Origin of the sequence: Pseudochrobactrum lubricantis (assembly GCF_041929865.1) — a bacterium.
In the GTDB taxonomy this organism is placed as follows: Bacteria; Pseudomonadota; Alphaproteobacteria; order Rhizobiales; family Rhizobiaceae; genus Pseudochrobactrum; species Pseudochrobactrum saccharolyticum.
In genome coordinates, this window is the sequence record NZ_JBHEEE010000006.1 from 1 (window position 1) to 18,552 (window position 18,552).

The window sequence follows — 18,552 nt, forward strand, 5'->3', positions numbered from 1 at the left end:
AAGCTCTCTGCCGCTAGCAGCGCCGCCGCCCTCGTTGTGTCGCTATATAGACCCCACTCTCCCAAACTGTCAACACGCCAAAACACCTTTTATGGAATTTTTATAACAAAAATCGAAAAACAGCGCCCATCACCCCGCTTTATCCCCTCACCACACCACTCCAGCACCCAAAACCTCCCCAAACCATCCCAAAAACCCAGCCAAATATATCAAATCAAAGCACCAAACCTTTGTTTCGACTCATAAATTCAGAATCAAAACGCGGAATCATTCACCTCACACCCGAATCCATGTCCAAAACAGTGTTTTTCATGAGAGCATTGATGCTCATTATATATAGTGCTTTTCACAGCCTAATAATGTAGCGATCATAAACACGCCCCATTCCGGTCGTACGCACACATCTGAAATGAAATAGGTTCAGTGCTCCGGTTTAAATAAGGCGAATAATCGTGGAATGATTCCACATATCCAGATTGTTTGCCGTCTTCTCATTGACTTGACCGGTATGCACAGGCAAAACTTTGCTCCTCACCTGAGGTAATTCAATATTACGCAGATTTTTCCGCAGCCTGCGGTGCGCAATATATAATAAGGAATGGTACTGCGCGGCATGAATCAGCAGATCGTGACCAACTCCAGCGACCCCGGAGATGAGCCGCCGCTCATCACGGACGGGCGTCGCGGACCACCGGATCGGCGTGAGGTTTCTGCGCGGTGGCTGGCCGGTACTTTTCTGACCGGCATTACAGCTTCATTACTCATTGGTGTTGCACTCTTTGCAGCGCTCGACGGACGTCAGCAATTAGCGACACCGCCGGAGCTTGTTACAAAAGAAGAAATGCCGGCTAAATCGGATGCTCAGGACAGCACCAAGGGCAACCGCGTTATTGCAACTGTCACGAAACAAAAAAGCCGCGACCGCCGCCGCATGGAAGTTTCAACCATGCAGAAAGTTGGTGAGCGCGAGGTTATCCGTACTAAACCTTTTGAATATGTCCGTATGGCTTTGGCCGCCGATCATCCGGCAAGCCGCCAATATCCGGCATTTGATGCTATGGCTGTTTTCTCTGACGGCGCCAAACAGCAGGTACAGGCTGCGAATACCGGACAAATTTACGGCGCGAAGGTTGAAAGTGAAATCAGTCTGCGTACGATCGATTTTCCGGTTAATGCCGGAAATTATGATTCAGCATCAGATCTTACCAGCGACGAAGTTGAAAAAGTCGTTCGCAGCACCGGTCAGCTGCTGACTGACGGCGATGTGCAGATCGCGTCTCTTCATTATGTCGATCCGCTGCGCTTTGGTAATAGTGGTGACTCCCCTTATACGCTGACACAACCGCTTGGCGTGCGTATCACGCAGGAGAATGTCAGCGTCAGCAACCGCCTTCTCGATGGTGAAACCAATACCGGCTTCTCCGAAGATATTATTCCTTTCCGTTCGGATTCGAAAATCATCGATGCTCTGAATAAGAGTGGTTATGAGGGTGAAGATGCGGATAATATTGCTGAAGCCCTGAGCAAGTTGATGAATTCGCCGCGCCTGAAGGCTGGCAGCGTATTGCGTGTGGGCGTGACCTCTTCTGAAGAAGAAGATCATATTGTCCGTGTGACACTCTATAACGGAACAACCCATATTGTTACGGTCGCTCTCGACGATCAAAACCAATATGTTCCGTCTGATGAACCGGAAATGACCCCGCTTCTGCAAACTGCATTTGATGATAATGCACCGCCGCCGACAATCCGCGGTGAGCTGCCATCTGTTTATGATGCCGTTTATAAAGCAGCTCTTGCCTATGGCATGACCAATGATATGGCGCGGCAGCTGATAAAAATGCTGGCGAATGATGTCGATCTGCAATCCAAGATCACCCGCTCCGATGCGATTGAAGCATTCTTCTCCCTGCCGGAAGATTCCGAAAGCGCCAATGAAGAATCTCAACTGCTCTATGTCAGCGCCAATATGGGCGGCACGACCAAGAAATTCTATCGCTACCAGTCGCCAGAAGGCGGCGTGGAATTTTATGATGAGAATGGCCGCAGTGCCCAGCAATTCCTGATCCGTAAACCGGTTCCGAACGGTGTCTTCGGTTCGCCATTCGGCGGACGTCGTCATCCTATTCTCGGTTATGTCCGTATGCATACAGGTGTCGACTGGCGTGCACCGCGCGGCTCCCCGATTCTCGCTGCCGGTAATGGTGTTGTTGAAAAAGCCGGTTGGGCCAATGGTTACGGCAATCAGACCATTATCCGTCATGGCAACGGCTATCAGACCAGTTACAATCACCAGAACGCGATTGCTTCCGGCATTACACCCGGCGCACGTGTTCGTCAGGGACAGCTGATTGGTTATGTTGGTTCAACCGGTCTATCGACCGGCCCGCATTTGCACTATGAAGTGATTGTGAATGGCGCAAAAGTGGATCCGATGCGTATCCGTATGCCGCAAAGTCAGTCTCTGGGCGGAAAACAGCTGGAAGTCTTTACGCGTGAACGTAACCGTATTGATCAGCTGCTGGATGGTAAGGGAGATGCCCCTGCCAAGGTTGCCAATACATCTCAGGCAAAAAGCTGATAATTTTATAGAATAAAAAAGCGGCCGTTCAGGCCGCTTTTTTATTTCTTATTCCGTAAACTCCACGGTCACTCCGGGTTTTACAAGCTTGACCAGTTCTTCCGCATCCCAGTTGGCAAGGCGGATACAACCGTGACTGGCTGTTTTACCGATACGGGACGGATCAGGGGTGCCGTGAATACCATAAGTCGGCTTTGACAGTGCAATCCACACAGTACCCACCGGCCCGTTAGGCCCCGGCGGCACAATCAGCACCTTGTCATTATTACCCTGTTTGAAATTAATCTTCGGATTATAGGTGTAATTCGGATTGGTCGCGATACGTTCAACCGTCACAATGCCTGAAGGCGAAGGATTATCTGCCGAGCCGATTGTCGACGGGTAAGCCACAACCAGTTTGCCGTTTGCATCATAGCCGCGCACTTGTTTGCGCGCCTTATCCGCAATAATTTTGGCAATAGGCGCACGCTTCTGCTTGCCCAGATTAGGTACACGGATCACTTCGCCGGGCTGGCGGAAACTGATCCCCGGATTGATTTCCTGAAGATAGTTTTCATCAATGTGGAATTTTTCAGCCAGCATTTCACGCGGCGAGACATAGGCCATTTCCGGCAGCTTTGCCTTCTCGCTGTAATCATTGGGGACAGAAGCCAGATAAAAACGCCCGATATCCTCATTGGTAATCGTATATTCTGTGAAAGCAGGGCCGCCTGTGGCTTCGAGCTGGGCATTGACCTGCGTTTCATCTGCCGGATTAATGCTCAGACCTGTTACTTCCAGATAGGACGCCGCCGCCTTGTCAACATTGCTGCCCGCTTTGCCGTCGATCACGCCCGGTGATGTACCGGCACGATCCAGCATGATCTGATAGGCTGCAAATTTAGCTTTCGCGCCCTGACCTTTCGGCATCACAACTGACGGTGTCTGTGAACCGGACATGCCGGAAGACGTGTTCGGATATTGTCCGTAAGGATCTTCAATCGCAGGTTTGAAATCATTATCATCCGGTGACGGTGCAGCACCGACATCCGGCAAAGCAGAACGGTCAACCGCAGCATTATTCACACCCGTATTGCCACGTGGTGCTGCCGGAAAATAATCCGTACCGGCATCATCCGGCACATTGGCAAAGCCGTCATAAGGCACGCCGCCGCCGACCGGTCCGTTCAATGTCCAGTTATCATTAGAATCCGGCTGCTGCGGAGGCTGTTGCGGATAGCCGCCCGGCTGTTCCTGAATACGCAAAATCTTGCCGCTATTATCCATGGTCACCTGACGCCCTGAAGCATCAATATAGACCCGCACTTTATTATCCTGATAAATAACTTCACCCGGATCATAAAGCTGTGCCATCAACACGGGACGCTCCTCACCGGAAGCAGAACCACCAATATCAAAAGGGGACGCATAAGCGGTCGCCGCTGTCAGACCCGTCAGCGCTGTCACCGACAGTCCGAGATAAGTCTTCCGTAGAATTCCCCGCATTTTATGCATACCACACCCTTTAAAGCGCAAATCTTGTTTCTTCAGCCAGTCGCCTGACCTGAAATGCCTTAGTCACAGATCAGGCCATTTTTATGGTTAATAACTTAACTGCATATGAAGAAGACAATCCGCAACAGATATTTTTTATAAAGCATGACGCAGCTCAATGGACTCATTGAGCGTCCGCAAGCATGCGACAACTCAATAAAGCCAAAGCGCCCATGAAAAAGCGGCACCGCATTCAGCAGTGCCGCTTACCATCTCTTCACTCAATCAAGGTGTATTGTACCCCTGAAGCTCAGTGTTTCGGCTTAGGCTGGAAAACCAGCCGGTCTGATCCGGCCGAAATATCCACAACCGAACCATCGAGGATATCGCCGCCGAGAATTTTCTCTGCAAGCGGGTCCTGTACCTGTTTCTGGATCACCCGTTTCAGCGGGCGGGCACCATAAGCAGGATCATAGCCCTTATCGGCCAGCCAGTTACGGGCGTCATCCTCAACATCCAGAGTGATCTTGCGGTCACTCAGCAGGTTCTGCAACCTTGCCAGCTGAATATCGACAATCGCACCCATTTCGGAGCGGCGCAGGCGATGGAACAGAATAATCTCATCCACGCGGTTGAGGAATTCCGGACGGAAAGATGCACGGACAACGCCCATGACTTCTTCACGCACACTATCCACATCCTGATCTTCATTCAGCGCAACAAGATATTCCGCACCAAGATTAGAGGTCATGATAATCAGCGTATTGCGGAAATCCACCGTACGTCCCTGACCATCGGTCAGACGACCATCATCCAGCACCTGCAACAGCACGTTGAAGACATCCGGATGTGCCTTTTCAATCTCGTCGAACAGGATCACCTGATACGGACGACGACGCACAGCTTCTGTCAGCACACCGCCTTCTTCATAACCGACATAGCCCGGAGGGGCACCGATCAGACGGGCAACCGAGTGTTTCTCCATGAATTCGGACATATCAATCCGCACCATGGCCGTTTCATCGGAAAACAGGAACGTGGCCAAAGCTTTGGTCAGCTCCGTTTTACCAACACCGGTTGGTCCTAAGAAGATGAACGAGCCGATCGGACGGTTCGGATCCTGCAGACCGGCACGGGCACGACGCACCGCACGCGAGACCGCCTGCACCGCTTCACCCTGACCGATCACCCGCTTGCCGAGTTCGTCTTCCATCCGCAACAATTTTTCCCGTTCGCCTTCCAGCATCCGGTCAACCGGAATACCGGTCCAGCGGGAAATGATCTGCGCGATGTGATCCGGCGACACAGTTTCTTCCAGCATTGTGCCGGTATTTTCCTGTGCTTCCGCATCGCTCAGCTGTTTTTCCAGCTGCGGGATCGTACCATAGGCCAGTTCACCGGCTTTCTGGAATTCACCATTACGCTGGGCAGTGGCCAGTGCATTACGCGCATCTTCAAGCTGCTTTTTCAGATCTGCCGCATGGCCGAGTTTCTGCTTTTCTGCCTGCCATTTGGCGGTCAGTTCAGCGGATTCCTCTTCCAGATCGGTCAGTTCTTTTTCAAGACGCTGCAACCGGTCTTTCGAAGCCGTATCGGTTTCCAGCTTGAGCGCTTCACGCTCAATTTTCAGCTGCATGACACGGCGATCCATCTCGTCCAGCTCTTCCGGCTTGGAATCCACCTGCATACGCAAACGCGCAGCCGCTTCATCCACAAGGTCAATCGCCTTGTCCGGCAGAAAACGGTCAGTGATATAGCGGTTCGACAAGCTTGCGGCCGATACCAGAGCAGAATCCGAGATACGCACTTTATGGTGCTGCTCGTATTTTTCCTTCAGACCGCGCAGGATCGAGATCGTATCTTCAATGGTTGGCTCATTGACAAATACCGGCTGAAAACGACGGGCAAGCGCCGCATCTTTTTCAACATATTTGCGGTATTCTTCCAATGTGGTTGCGCCAACACAGTGCAGCTCACCACGGGCAAGCGCAGGCTTCAGCAGATTGGACGCATCCATCGCGCCGTCCGATTTACCGGCACCGACCAGAGTGTGCATTTCGTCGATGAACAGGATGATTTCACCGGCCGCCGCTTCAACTTCCGTCAGCACAGCTTTCAGACGTTCTTCAAATTCACCGCGATATTTCGCACCGGCAATCAGTGCGCCCATATCCAGCGCCATCAACCGCTTGTCTTTCAGCGATTCAGGCACGTCTCCATTGACGATACGCAGTGCCAAACCTTCAGCAATCGCGGTTTTACCCACGCCCGGTTCACCGATCAGCACCGGATTATTCTTGGTACGACGCGACAGAACCTGAATGGTACGGCGGATTTCTTCATCACGGCCAATCACCGGATCAAGCTTACCGGAACGCGCATCCTCGGTCAGGTCACGGGCATATTTTTTCAGCGCTTCGAAATTGGCTTCAGCAGAAGCACTATCGGCAGTCCGGCCTTTACGCATCTGATTAATTACCTCGTTCAAAGCTTTGGCTGTGACACCGGCATGTGTCAGAATTTCATAGGTTTTCGCACTTTTTTCCAGCGTGAAAGCGGTGAGCAGACGCTCAACCGTGACATAGCTGTCACCGGCTTTAGTGGCCAGTTCTTCCGCAGTGGTCAGGATTTTTGCAAGTGCAGGCGACAGATAAAGCTGTCCGCTACCGCCGGTTACTTTCGGCAGTGCAGCCAAGGCACTCTGTAATCCGAGCTTAAGATCAGCAAGGCGACCGCCTGCCCGTTCGATCAGGCCGGAAGCCAGACCTTCTTCATCATCCACCAAAACTTTCAGCAGATGTTCAGGGGCAAATTGCTGGTTATCAGAATTTAATGCAAAGCTTTGCGCTGACTGGAGAAAACCCTGTACGCGCTCGCTGTATTTTTCAATATTCATAGTGTCTCCTTTTCGCCCGCCAGCCCTTCAAGGCACCGGCAGATCATGGGTGACGGCTCCCCCTTAAAGGCAGGAACCATTATTCAGCAGATTTAGATAAACGGGACAAAATATTCTGGCAAAAATCAGAACCAGTTTCACTGGAAATGCATGGAATAAATTGCTCCGGCATCCTGTCACAAGGGATATGGGGCGATAGTCCTCTCCCTGCAAGGGCTGAAAGCATGAAGGTGAAAAATTATTATCACAACAGGGGTTAAGCCCCGCCCGCAGTTATGCAAAGCCGCAGTCATGCCCCCCGCACATAAAAAAACCGGCAGATTTCCCTGCCGGTTTTTATTCTCTCTTATGCAAACAGATTATTCTGTTTCAGCAAAAGCGGTATCCTGATCCTGATTTTCACCATCAGCCTTCGCTGCACGGCTTGTCGTGCGGCGCGGGCGCAGAACACGGCGGGTGCGTGGTGCCGGTGCTTCATCCGCACCGGTTGCCTCAGGAACAACATCCTGCTTCGCTTCAACTGCCGGTGCATCATCACCGTCCTGCATAACAGGCGCAGCGGCACGCGGACGACGACGGGTAACAGGCGCTTCCGCAACTTCAGTCACAACCGGTTCAGCAAAATTTGACGTGACAACCGGCTGTTCAGCAGACTGGTCAAAAGGCACCTGTGCGGCTGCAACCGGCGCTTCCTGTCCCTGATCTGCACCATATTCCGGACGCTGATGACGGCGCGGACGCTGCATGCGACCCTGACGGTCATTGTTACGGTCGTTACGATCATTGCGATCATTACGGTCGCCGCGATCCTGACGATTATTCTGCTGACGGTTATTACGGTTGGAAGAACGGGAATTTTCTTCGCCATACATGACTTCAGCAGGCGTGCCTTCGATCACAGGCTGCGGGCCGCTGCCATCATAAACTTCCTGATGCGATACGGACTGGCCGGAATGACCCTGCTCCATACCTTCTTCATCATCAAAGTCATCATCAAAAGCTTCATCACGCTGCACCGGCGCAGGATTTTGTGCCTGTGCCGCCAGAATAATGCGATTGTAATGTTCAGCGTGCTGCAAATAATTTTCTGCAATCACCCGGTCGCCGGTCGCCTGCGCATCACGGGCCAAAGTCATATATTTTTCGGCAATATGCTGCGCATTACCCCTGATTTTTACATCAGGTCCGTTACTTTCGTAATTACGGGAAAGAGGATTAGGGCCCTTACGGTTATTATTCCCCCGTCCACGCATGCGCCTGTTCTGCTGTCCTGGCCTCATACTCATCTCTTTTCAGATTAGGGGCGAAGAAATCATTTCAGCTGAAAGGGCTGAGCGACTTCATAACTACAATAACAGAAAGCGCGCCCCGCACTTTCAGCGTATAATTTTAATTTAAGTTTTGTGCTGCCGTGTCAGCAACTCCGCAAAGGAGGTCGGTTGAAAAACCACCGGACAGCTGCTGATCAAAATGTCTGAATCACTCATAATTTCGCGTCGCATGACACGGTTTTATAAAGATACAAATTCAAACATATAATTTCAGGCTGACAACCCTGTCCGACATACCAATGCATAATTCTTTAAATCGCTGCCGGTTTAAAAATGAGATTACGCATTAGTCCGAATTGTTACCGCATCTTTCATCCATCCTACAGGACATGCGATGCAGTAGCGGTGACAGGAAATTAGACGTGTTTGCCGTAAATTCCAAGTCTTTTTTGGGCATATTAAACATTAAAGTCAACGCTGAAATGACAATGCCCGTTTATGACCGGCCAAATCTTCGGCTACGCTTGTCAGACGGAATGAATATTGTGCAAAAATTGCCTCCGTATCATCCGCCTGTCCTGCCCCGATTTCCACAGCAACTATACCATTATCATGTAGGTAGGCGCCACTGTGCTTTGCAAGAGCACGATAAAAATTTAATCCGTCTTCTCCGCCGTCCAGAGCACGGCGCGGATCGTAATCTTTAACTTCCCTGTCCAGTTCAAGCACTGTTTTTGCCGGAATATAGGGCGGATTCGAGACAATCAGGTCATATTCTCCGCGAACGGCACCAAACCAGTCACTTTTCAGAACAGCCAGACGTGATGAAACACCCGCCAATTTTGCATTGATCCGTGCTGCCTGCAGGGCGCCTTCAGCAATATCAACAGCAACACCGCGCGCGGTCTTTATTTCATGCAACAGGGTGACCGCAATTGCCCCCGTACCGGTGCCCATATCCAGAAGATCAACGAAGCCCTTTTCCGAGCTTCTCTGTTCGAGAAACGGCAATACCAGCCCGATCAGCGCCTCTGTATCAGGGCGCGGCTCAAGCGTATCGGCATTTAATTTAAAGCTCAGACCATAAAATTCGCGCTCACCGATGATTCGGTGTACCGGCTCACCGGCCAGCCTGCGCTGCATTGCACCCAGCACTTGCTCCGTCACATCCGGCGCGACTTCTGTATCCGAACGGATCACAAAATCTGTCAGTGTTGCACCGGTAAAATGCTGCACCAGCAGGCGTGCATCCAGCTCGGCACCGTCAATTTCTGCCTGTCGCAACTCAAGCCGCACATGGGCTAAAAGCTGACCAAGCGTGTTATTTGTAGTTTCCGGTTTAGTCATAACGGCGATCAATTATCACCCAATTCCGCCAGCAATGCGGTCTGGTGATCCGAAATCAATGCATCCACCAGCTCATCAAGCTCGCCCATCATCACGCGGTCAAGCTTATAGAGTGTGAGATTAATCCGGTGATCCGTCACACGGCCTTGCGGGAAATTATAGGTACGGATGCGCTCTGAACGATCGCCGGAGCCCACCTGACTACGCCGCGCTTCCGAGCGTTCGCTCTCTGCACGCTGGCGCTCCATGTCATAAAGACGGGCACGCAAAATCTGCATCGCACGCGCACGGTTCTGGTGCTGCGATTTTTCTGCCTGCACCACCATAATCCCGGTCGGAATATGGGTGATACGTACGGCCGAGTCCGTGGTATTGACGTGCTGACCACCGGCACCGGACGCGCGCATCGTATCAATACGAATATCTTCATTGCGGATTTCAATATCAATATCTTCCGCTTCCGGCAGTACAGCCACCGTTGCCGCCGAGGTATGAATACGTCCGCTGGCTTCTGTTTCCGGCACGCGCTGCACGCGATGCACACCGGATTCAAATTTCATCTTGGAAAACACACCCTTACCGGAAATTGTCGCGATAATTTCCTTAAAACCACCGGCATCACCTTCACTGGCAGAGACAACTTCCACACGCCAGCCTTTATCCGCTGCATAACGCTCATACATGCGGAAGAGATCGCCGCCAAACAAAGCCGCCTCGGAACCGCCGGTACCGGCACGAATTTCCAGAATAGCATTTTTCTCATCCGCCGCATCTTTCGGCAGCAGCAAAATCTGGACTTCGGCTTCCAGCGCCTCGACTTTTTCTTCCGTATCCGGAATTTCCATTTCAGCCAAAGCGCGCATTTCTGCATCGCCTGACGTATCATCACGCATGGAAACCAGATCGCTCAGCTCCTGACGGGCAGCCTGCAATTCACGGATTTTCAGCGCCACATCTTGCAGCTCGGAATATTCCGACGCCAGTTTGACATAGGTTTCCGGCGAAGGATTATTCGCCATCTGCGCTTCAAGCATGACAAAATGCTTTAACAACTGATCCATTCTGTCTTGCGGAAGCGCGACCATGCGATAATCCTGATAATATAATTATATCTCTGAAATTCAGTTTTCAGCTTGATGAGGGCACCCATAAAGCATTTCGCAATCAAACGGAAATGCCTGATTGCGAAATTTTCTGCACAAATGTCAGCGCTTTTAGGGGGCTGTTACAGAGGAATGCCCTGTTCAGCTGCAAAACGAACCAGATGCTCGCGGATTGATCCATTGGCATCGGGTCTCTGCACGAGGTCGCTCAGAACCGTATTCAGTTGCGCCGCATCAAGCGACAACAGCATATTTTTCACCGGTCCGATTGCCGCCGCAGACATTGAGATCGAGCGGAAGCCCAGCCCCACCAGCATCATCGCAGTTAATGGCTTACCCGCCATTTCACCGCAGAGTGTCACCGGTTTATTGTGGCGCTTGCCCGCTTCGGCAATCTGCTGCAACACCCTCAAAAATGCAGGAGACAACTGGTCAAAACGATCCGCAATCTGCGCATTGCCACGGTCAACAGCCATAATGAACTGGAACAGATCATTCGACCCTACCGAGGCGAAATCCACTTCGCGCATTAGCTCATCCAGCTGCCACAACAGTGACGGCACCTCGATCATCGCCCCGACTTTCAGACTGCTCGGCGGCTGATAATCAAAACGGGTCAGGTAATTAACTTCCCGTTCGATAATCTCGCGGGTCGCTTTCACCTCTGCCACTTCCGTCACCATCGGCAACATAATGCGCAATTCACGACCGCCCGCAGCTTTCAGCAGTGCTCGCAACTGCGTACGCATCAGACCTGGCCGGTCCAGAGCAAGGCGGATCGCCCGCCAGCCCATCGCCGGATTTTCTTCATGGGCGTTGGAGCGGAAATAAGGCAGAACCTTATCACCGCCGATATCCAATGTACGGAAGGTTACCGGCTTATCACCCGCCGCTTCCAGCACTGCGCGATAGAGCTTTTCCTGCTGTCCTGAACGCGGGAAAGTAGAGGCCACCATGAATTGCAGCTCTGTGCGGAACAGTCCGACACCATCCGCACCGGATTCCTTCAGCTGCGGCAGATCAACAATCAGACCGCCATTCATCAGCAAGGAAACCGGCTGACCATCTTTGGTAATCGTCGGCTTATCGCGCAACTCACGATAAAGCGCCTGTCTTTTAGCGCGGAAACGGACTTTCTCCGCATAGGCTGCTTCAACATCAGACTGCGGCCGCAGATGAACACGGCCATCCTCGCCGTCAATTATGATCGCATCATTATTTTCAGCCAGTGCAACCACGCCTTTAGCCTGCCCGACCACCGGAATACCCATAGCACGCGCGACAATCACAACATGGCTTGTCGTTGCACCGTCTTCCAGCACCAGACCGCGCACACGCTCGCGCGGATAATCCAGCAATTCCGCAGCGCCCATGGAGCGGGCAACAATGATCGAATCCTTCGCCATCATTTCCGCAGCGGTTTTCGGGTCATACCCCATCAGCTGCCGCATCAGACGATTGGCAAGATCGTCAAAATCACTGAGACGCTCACGCATATAAGGATCGCTCAGATGCATCATCCGTGCGCGCGTATCGCTCTGCACCTTTTCAACCGCTGCTTCTGCGGTCAGGCCATTGCGGATTGCTTCCTCAAGACGGCGCATCCAGCCACGGTCATGGGCAAACATCCGGTAGGCTTCAAGCACATCCCGATGCTCCCCCTCTACCGCCACATCGCGGCGCGATAACATATCGTCAATCGAGAGACGCAAAGACCCCATCGCCTCATCAAGGCGGGTGATCTCATGCTCAATATCTTCATTAAAGAGATTGGTTACGACAATGCGCGGCTCATGCAGCAGCACATGTCCGAGACCTACGCCATCATTATAGGCATGACCGTTGAAGCTGACAGAACGCCCGTTAGTCAGTTCCACACCGGGACGCGCAAGGCGGGTGAGATTGCCTGCCGCAACCATTTCCGCCAGCACCATGGCAGTTGTTTCCAAAGCTTCCAGCTCATCTTCGCGATAAGCGCGCTTGGTGCGGTTCTGCACAACCAGAACGCCCATCGTCCGGCCTGCGCGCAATACCGGCACACCGAGGAAGGAGTTATAAATTTCTTCGCCGGTTTCTGGCAGATAAGTGAAAGCCGGATGGCTCTGCGCATCAGTCAGATTGAGCGGACGCGCGGTTGCGGCAATCGTACCGACAAGCCCCTGCCCCAGACGCAGCTGCGCCAGATGCACAGCCTGCGGATTCAGACCTTCGGTTGCATAGAGCTCAAGAATTTCATCAGATCGGAGCACATAGAATGAACAGACCTCCGCCACCATATTTTGCGCGATTTCGCGCACGATACGGTCAAGACGTTCCTGCGGTTCGAGCGCTTCCGCCATTAAAGCGCGAAGACGCTTGAGCAAAATCCGGGGTCCGGCTGTCAACTCACGCATAGGGTCTCAATGCTCCTCCATATGCCTCATGCCAATCTCAAACCACAATACACAGCGTATGTGGTTACTCGTCGGCTTTTACCGCTTTTCCGATCGGCCGGTCAGGCATTGTTTCATCCTGATACTACAAGACCAGCCCGATCACGAATCACACCGCTGTGTGCATAGCTCAGTTTGGTTTGCTTGTGAGCATTTTTCTCACAATCGTCCAGAGTACAATTATCAAATCTTATTATTCATTGTGCTCTTATTGCAGTTTACGTGTCCAAAATGGGGCATAAACCGATTAAAGCCTCTCCATCAACAAAAATGATTTTATTTGTCTCGCTGCCTGCACCTAACCAGAACCGGATCGCTCTGCTCTTATTCTTGCTCTCCAGCTATGCAATGACTGCATAGCTAAACCCTGTATTTCCGTTTACCCCTGAAAAGATAATAGCATGTCGCGGAAAAGTGGGTACCGGTTTTCCGAGAGTGACATGCGTAAAAACAAAGAGATAGAGCGAGCACCATGAATGCGATTAAGCGCGACACGGCCTGGTATAATGTTGCCGCCCAACAGAAATGAATAGAATACAGGCAGAAAAAAAGGCAGTGCCGCGAAGCACTGCCTTTCTGAAACTTTATAACTCACGCAGCTGTTAGTGCTTATCCAGCCCGTAAACAGAATGCAGGGTTCGTACCGCCAGCTCTGTATATGCGCTGTCAATCAGGATCGAGATTTTAATCTCGGAGGTCGTGATTGCGCGAATATTGATGCCTTTTTCAGCCAGCGCCTTAAATGCAGTCGCTGCAACACCTGCGTGAGAACGCATACCGGTGCCGATCACCGAAATTTTTGCCAGACCGGTTTCCGACTGGATGGAGTCACAGCCGATTTCGGCCTTTACCTTATCCAGCGCATGCACAGCCTTATCCATATCACCGGAAGGAACGGTGAAGGTCATGTCAGTTTTTGAACCGTCTTCGGAAACATTCTGAACAATCATATCAACATTGATATGTTCTTCAGCCAGCGGGACAAAAATCGCCGCAGATACACCCGGGCGGTCGGCCACGCGGCGCAATGAGATCTGAGCTTCATCTCGGGCGAAAGCAATACCAGTTACAACCTGTTGTTCCACGATTTCATCCTCATCGCAAATCAGTGTTCCGGGAGGGTTGAGCGGATCACCCATGCCCGGCGCATGCGGATCTTCAAAACTTGAACGTACAAATGTACGCACTTTATGCACCATGGCCAGTTCTACGGAGCGAACCTGCAGCACTTTAGCGCCAAGGGATGCCATTTCCAGCATCTCTTCAAAAGAAATCTTGGCCATACGGCGGGCTTTAGGCTCTACGCGCGGATCAGTCGTATAAACACCATCCACATCCGTATAAATATCACAGCGATCAGCCTTAACCGCTGCCGCAACGGCAACAGCCGAAGTATCGGAACCACCGCGCCCGAGCGTCGAAATACGGTTATCCGGGCTGATACCCTGGAAACCGGCAATCACCGCAACCTGACCCTCGCCAAAGCGCTTGATCAGAAATGAACCGTCAATATCAGTAATACGTGCCGCACCATGCGTCATGTCGGTTTTGATCGGGATCTGCCAGCCCTGCCATGAACGTGCATTCACGCCCATAGACTGCAGCACAATTGCCAGAAGACCGGCCGTTACCTGCTCGCCCGATGCAACAATCGCATCATATTCACGGGCATCATGCATCGGCGATGCTTCACGCGTCCAGGCAACCAGTTCATTAGTTTTACCGGCCATAGCCGAAACCACAACTGCTACTTCATTGCCGGAATCGACTTCACGTTTAACGTGACGCGCCACATTCCGGATCCGTTCAAGATCGGCCACAGAAGTACCGCCGAATTTCATCACAATGCGCGCCATTATGTCGACATATCCTAAATGAAAATGAGAACCAACGGAACCTGCCATCGTACTGAGAGGTACTCCTGACAGGTAAGTGATGCTGACATACCGAAATTATGACCACTTCGCAAGCGCAACAGGCGAAAAGATACTTGACTTTCATCAATGAACAGACAAGTCCATTGGTAGGAAATGGAGAAAGCTATGTCCGACACGTCCAGACAGACAGATACTGGCTCACAACAGCCACAGGAAGCCGTATCCGGCCGCACCACGATTGATCCCGCTGAAGTTGCGCATTTCTCGCGCATTGCCAGCGAATGGTGGAACCCGCAGGGCAAATTCCGCCCGCTCCACAAATTCAACCCGACCCGTCTGGAATATCTGAAAGAACAGATCTGCAAGCATTTCAACCGTGATCCGCTGGCAGCCAGACCGCTGGAAGGCCTGCGCATTCTGGATATTGGTTGCGGCGGCGGTCTGCTTTGCGAACCGATGGCACGTCTTGGCGCAACAGTTATCGGTGCCGATGCCTCAACCACCAATATTGAAGTCGCCAAAATCCATGCTGCGGAAATGGGCATTGAAATCGATTATCGTGCCACCACAGCAGAAGATCTGGCTGATGCCGGTGAACAATTTGATATCGTGCTGAATATGGAAGTGGTTGAGCATGTCTCCGACGTTGATCTGTTCATGTCGGCGACTGCGAAAATGGTCAAGCCGCAGGGGCTGATGTTTGTTGCCACCATCAACCGCACACTCAAGGCATGGGGGCTGGCGATTATCGGCGCAGAATATGTGCTGCGCTGGCTGCCGAAAGGCACCCATCAATATGAAAAACTGGTGCGCCCCGAAGAGCTGGAAAAACCATTGCAGGCTGCCGGTTTGACTGTGCTGGAAAAAACCGGCGTGAGCTATAATCCGCTCAATGATACATGGAGCCGCTCACGCGATCTCGACGTGAATTATATGGTTCTGGCACAGCGTCGCTAAATTATACTTGGAAAAAACTGATCCGTATAAACGGATCAGTTCTAGCCCTCAATTTTGAGATGAGAGGATTAATTATAGTCCTCTGCCATTGAGCCGGCACTGTTCAATTATAATCCTCAGGCAATACCGGTAACGGCAGAATTTCCACACCATCCTCAACGAGCGATGTGATTTCTTCCTTCGTTGCCTCACCGTAAATGCCGCGTTCTTCCGTTTCACCATGGTGAATTTTACGCGCTTCCTCGGCAAAACGGTCACCGACATAATCGGCATTCTCTTTCACCTTGCGGCTGATCTCACGCATCTCATCCAGCAGTTTGCGCTGGGCTTCACCCATGGTCGCAGCAATTTTCTCTTTGGTGCGACCGGTGGTGACGGACGGCGCCATCAGCGCCTTACTCACATTAGGTGAGTGACAAACAGGGCACTGCACCAGACCGCGTGCGGTCTGGCTGTCGAAATCCTCATTATTACGAAACCAGCCCTCAAATTCATGGGACTGGTCACAGTGCAGAGAAAACCGCATCATGCCTTGATCGTTTCACCTTCCGCGACAATGGTTTCCAGTTTGAATTCCCGCGCATTTTTCAAATTCGGGATTTTATTACGGGCAGCAGCGCTGTCCGCCACATCAATATCCGCATAAATCACTGCCGGATTATCGTGATCGGCTTCTGCCAGAACCTTGCCCCATGGCGAAACAATAATTGTATGACCATAGGTCTGGCGATTGCCGTTATGCAGGCCGCCCTGCGCAGCAGAAATCAGGAAGGCACCATTTTCAATAGCACGCGCCCGCTGCAAGATATGCCAATGCGCCTCACCGGTCTGACGGGTGAAAGCAGCAGGCGCGGAAATCACATTGGCACCGGCATTGGCCTGCGCCTGAAACAGCTGCGGAAAGCGGATATCATAGCAGATTGCCAGTCCGAGTTTCATAAATGGCAGTTCCGCTACCACTGCGCGATCCCCTGCCGAAATCGTATCGGATTCACGCCAGCTCTCACCATTATCCAGATCCACATCAAACATATGGATCTTGTCATAAGTGGTGATTTTCGAACCATCCGGCGCAAAAACAAAAGCACGGTTGGCGATCAGCCCGCTCTCAAGTTTAATCGGCGTGGAACCGATATGGAGATGAATGCCGTGACGCTTTGCCAGAACCGAAGCTTCACGCACCACAGGATCATCCTGCTCCGCATGAAGGCTGGCACGGTAAAGCGCACGGTCATTCTGAATAATGCCGGTATTTTCAGGCGTCTGCACATATTGCGCACCTTGGGCGGCAGCCTCTCCGACCATACGGCTGAGGGCTTCAATATTGGCGGACATATCGCCATCTGAGCGCATCTGCACTGCTGCAACTTTAACCATCGACATTATTCTCCCCTTTATGCCTTATAGATTAGTCTGCTTTACCGGTTTCCAGCAGAGTAACCAGCTTGCCTGCACGATCCAGCGCATGAAGATCGTCACAACCGCCGACATGCACATCACCGATAAAAATCTGCGGAAATGTTGTACCGCCGGAGCGGGTCATCATTTCTTCGCGATATTTCGGATCAACACTCGCATTAAATTCCGTGTAGCCAGGCGCGCGTTCATTCAGCAATTGTTTTGCACGTGCGCAGTAACCACAGCCGTCACGGGTATAAATTTCAACATTCATTTCAAGAGTCTCCAGAGTTTCAACTCTATATAACCATGCCTGCACAATCATCCAAGCATTTGCTGTCGGTTTGTTGTCGCGGGTATTATTTCTGTATGTCCGGTAAAACCCTGCCGAACGTCAGCACATCCACCTCTGCCGCTCCTGCTTTCAGCAAAGCACGGCAGGCCGCTTTGACTGTCGCACCGGTCGTATAAACATCATCAATCAGCAACACAGTGCGCCCCTGCACGTTGCTTCGCCCTGCCTCAGGCACCTGAAATGCACCTGCCACATTACGCAACCGCTCGGACTGGCTCAGCTCCGCCTGTTGCCGTGTATCTTTAATGCGTTGCAATGCAGAAGGATCATAGACCTTGCCACTGAGCTTCGCCAAAACCCGCGCCAGTTCTGCCGCCTGATTATAACGGCGTTTCCACAAGCGTTTACGATGCAGCGGCACCGGAATAATCACATCACATCCCTCAAGCAATTCATGCCCCGCCCGCTGCATCCAGCGTGCCATCCAGGGGGCGAGATCAAGCCGGTCATAATATTTCAGCGAAATACCGGCATGACGGGCTGAACCATCGTGACAAGCGACAGAACGCAAGCGCCGGAAAGGCGGCGGATCGGCAATTGCCTCGGCTGAGAGAAAATGCTCGCCAAAATCATGGGTAAAGGGCGTACCCATCACCGGACACAATGGCGCTTCCAGAAAGCGCATCTCATTCCAGCAAGCCCCGCATAAAGTGCCGGCCTGTGAAACGGGGCTGTCGCAACCCTCGCAAAGTGCCGGAAAAATCCTGTCCGGCAGTGTTTTTAAACAGGCCTGCATATTTTGCAGCAAGCGCTGAAAACCTGTCTCTCTCACAACAGTTTCATGAGAAAGCGGCAATTCCCCCATTGCATTCGCCCCCGATTGAACGCATTTACATCACCATGCCAGATGCACCGGTGTAGT

At 51.9% G+C, this 18,552-nt stretch carries 13 protein-coding genes; 2 read left to right on the forward strand and 11 right to left on the reverse strand.

Going from position 1 to position 18,552, the window contains the following annotated elements; all coding sequences use genetic code 11:
* Nucleotides 1–613 precede the first annotated feature (613 nt).
* A complete protein-coding gene (locus tag JNC80_RS12920) occupies nt 614–2,581 on the forward strand; it encodes a M23 family metallopeptidase (RefSeq protein WP_225685227.1) in 1,968 nt (655 codons plus the stop codon).
* Between the two features lie 48 nt (nt 2,582–2,629).
* Here the strand turns inward: JNC80_RS12920 and JNC80_RS12925 are convergent, their stop codons facing one another.
* From JNC80_RS12925 to JNC80_RS12955, 7 genes are all read right to left on the reverse strand, one after another.
* Complete coding sequence (locus JNC80_RS12925; RefSeq protein WP_075657374.1) at nt 2,630–4,066, reverse strand: L,D-transpeptidase; 1,437 nt, start codon at nt 4,064–4,066, stop codon at nt 2,630–2,632.
* Nucleotides 4,067–4,364: 298 nt separating this feature from the next.
* Entirely contained in the window at nt 4,365–6,950 is a 2,586-nt protein-coding gene (clpB, locus tag JNC80_RS12930; protein WP_022711252.1) for an ATP-dependent chaperone ClpB, read from the reverse strand.
* 359 nt (nt 6,951–7,309) lie between these two features.
* A complete protein-coding gene (locus JNC80_RS12935; RefSeq protein WP_376710601.1) occupies nt 7,310–8,230 on the reverse strand; it encodes a DUF4167 domain-containing protein in 921 nt (306 codons plus the stop codon).
* 462 nt (nt 8,231–8,692) lie between these two features.
* Nucleotides 8,693–9,568: a peptide chain release factor N(5)-glutamine methyltransferase gene (prmC, locus tag JNC80_RS12940; protein WP_376710602.1), complete on the reverse strand. Its 876-nt coding sequence runs from the start codon at nt 9,566–9,568 to the stop codon at nt 8,693–8,695.
* 8 nt (nt 9,569–9,576) lie between these two features.
* Nucleotides 9,577–10,653 (reverse strand): peptide chain release factor 1, encoded by a 1,077-nt coding sequence (prfA, locus tag JNC80_RS12945; RefSeq protein WP_028233711.1) that lies wholly within the window; start codon nt 10,651–10,653, stop codon nt 9,577–9,579.
* 140 nt (nt 10,654–10,793) lie between these two features.
* A complete protein-coding gene (ptsP, locus tag JNC80_RS12950) occupies nt 10,794–13,064 on the reverse strand; it encodes a phosphoenolpyruvate--protein phosphotransferase (protein WP_022711257.1) in 2,271 nt (756 codons plus the stop codon).
* Nucleotides 13,065–13,705: 641 nt separating this feature from the next.
* Nucleotides 13,706–14,959 carry an aspartate kinase gene (locus JNC80_RS12955; protein WP_022711258.1) on the reverse strand — a complete coding sequence of 418 codons (1,254 nt, stop codon included), beginning with the start codon at nt 14,957–14,959 and terminating at the stop codon, nt 13,706–13,708.
* Nucleotides 14,960–15,145: 186 nt separating this feature from the next.
* On the opposite strand from JNC80_RS12955, the gene ubiG reads away from it, so the two are divergent.
* Nucleotides 15,146–15,937, forward strand: coding sequence for a bifunctional 2-polyprenyl-6-hydroxyphenol methylase/3-demethylubiquinol 3-O-methyltransferase UbiG (gene ubiG, locus JNC80_RS12960; RefSeq protein WP_083647263.1), 792 nt, complete (start codon nt 15,146–15,148; stop codon nt 15,935–15,937).
* 103 nt (nt 15,938–16,040) lie between these two features.
* On the opposite strand, the gene JNC80_RS12965 is transcribed toward ubiG, so the two are convergent.
* From JNC80_RS12965 to JNC80_RS12980, 4 genes are all read right to left on the reverse strand, one after another.
* On the reverse strand, nt 16,041–16,466 hold the full coding sequence (locus JNC80_RS12965) for a DUF1178 family protein (RefSeq protein ID WP_121994036.1): 426 nt from the start codon (nt 16,464–16,466) through the stop codon (nt 16,041–16,043).
* Complete coding sequence (locus JNC80_RS12970) at nt 16,463–17,320, reverse strand: carbon-nitrogen hydrolase family protein (RefSeq protein ID WP_022711261.1); 858 nt, start codon at nt 17,318–17,320, stop codon at nt 16,463–16,465. The genes JNC80_RS12965 and JNC80_RS12970 overlap by 4 nt, the downstream gene beginning before the upstream one ends.
* Nucleotides 17,321–17,345: 25 nt before the next feature.
* Nucleotides 17,346–17,609 carry a glutaredoxin 3 gene (gene grxC / locus JNC80_RS12975; protein WP_033316077.1) on the reverse strand — a complete coding sequence of 88 codons (264 nt, stop codon included), beginning with the start codon at nt 17,607–17,609 and terminating at the stop codon, nt 17,346–17,348.
* Between the two features lie 85 nt (nt 17,610–17,694).
* Entirely contained in the window at nt 17,695–18,426 is a 732-nt protein-coding gene (locus tag JNC80_RS12980) for a ComF family protein (RefSeq protein WP_376710703.1), read from the reverse strand.
* Nucleotides 18,427–18,552 lie beyond the last annotated feature (126 nt).

What these genes read in the sequence shown, in the direction of transcription:
- JNC80_RS12920 (WP_225685227.1), top strand. Translation starts at nt 614, where the DNA reads ATGAATCAGCAGATCGTGACCAACTCCAGCGACCCCGGAGATGAGCCG.
- JNC80_RS12925 (WP_075657374.1), bottom strand. Translation starts at nt 4,066, where the DNA reads ATGCGGGGAATTCTACGGAAGACTTATCTCGGACTGTCGGTGACAGCG.
- clpB (WP_022711252.1), bottom strand. Translation starts at nt 6,950, where the DNA reads ATGAATATTGAAAAATACAGCGAGCGCGTACAGGGTTTTCTCCAGTCA.
- JNC80_RS12935 (WP_376710601.1), bottom strand. Translation starts at nt 8,230, where the DNA reads ATGAGGCCAGGACAGCAGAACAGGCGCATGCGTGGACGGGGGAATAAT.
- prmC (WP_376710602.1), bottom strand. Translation starts at nt 9,568, where the DNA reads ATGACTAAACCGGAAACTACAAATAACACGCTTGGTCAGCTTTTAGCC.
- prfA (WP_028233711.1), bottom strand. Translation starts at nt 10,653, where the DNA reads ATGGTCGCGCTTCCGCAAGACAGAATGGATCAGTTGTTAAAGCATTTT.
- ptsP (WP_022711257.1), bottom strand. Translation starts at nt 13,064, where the DNA reads ATGCGTGAGTTGACAGCCGGACCCCGGATTTTGCTCAAGCGTCTTCGC.
- JNC80_RS12955 (WP_022711258.1), bottom strand. Translation starts at nt 14,959, where the DNA reads ATGGCGCGCATTGTGATGAAATTCGGCGGTACTTCTGTGGCCGATCTT.
- ubiG (WP_083647263.1), top strand. Translation starts at nt 15,146, where the DNA reads ATGTCCGACACGTCCAGACAGACAGATACTGGCTCACAACAGCCACAG.
- JNC80_RS12965 (WP_121994036.1), bottom strand. Translation starts at nt 16,466, where the DNA reads ATGATGCGGTTTTCTCTGCACTGTGACCAGTCCCATGAATTTGAGGGC.
- JNC80_RS12970 (WP_022711261.1), bottom strand. Translation starts at nt 17,320, where the DNA reads ATGTCGATGGTTAAAGTTGCAGCAGTGCAGATGCGCTCAGATGGCGAT.
- grxC (WP_033316077.1), bottom strand. Translation starts at nt 17,609, where the DNA reads ATGAATGTTGAAATTTATACCCGTGACGGCTGTGGTTACTGCGCACGT.
- JNC80_RS12980 (WP_376710703.1), bottom strand. Translation starts at nt 18,426, where the DNA reads ATGCAGGCCTGTTTAAAAACACTGCCGGACAGGATTTTTCCGGCACTT.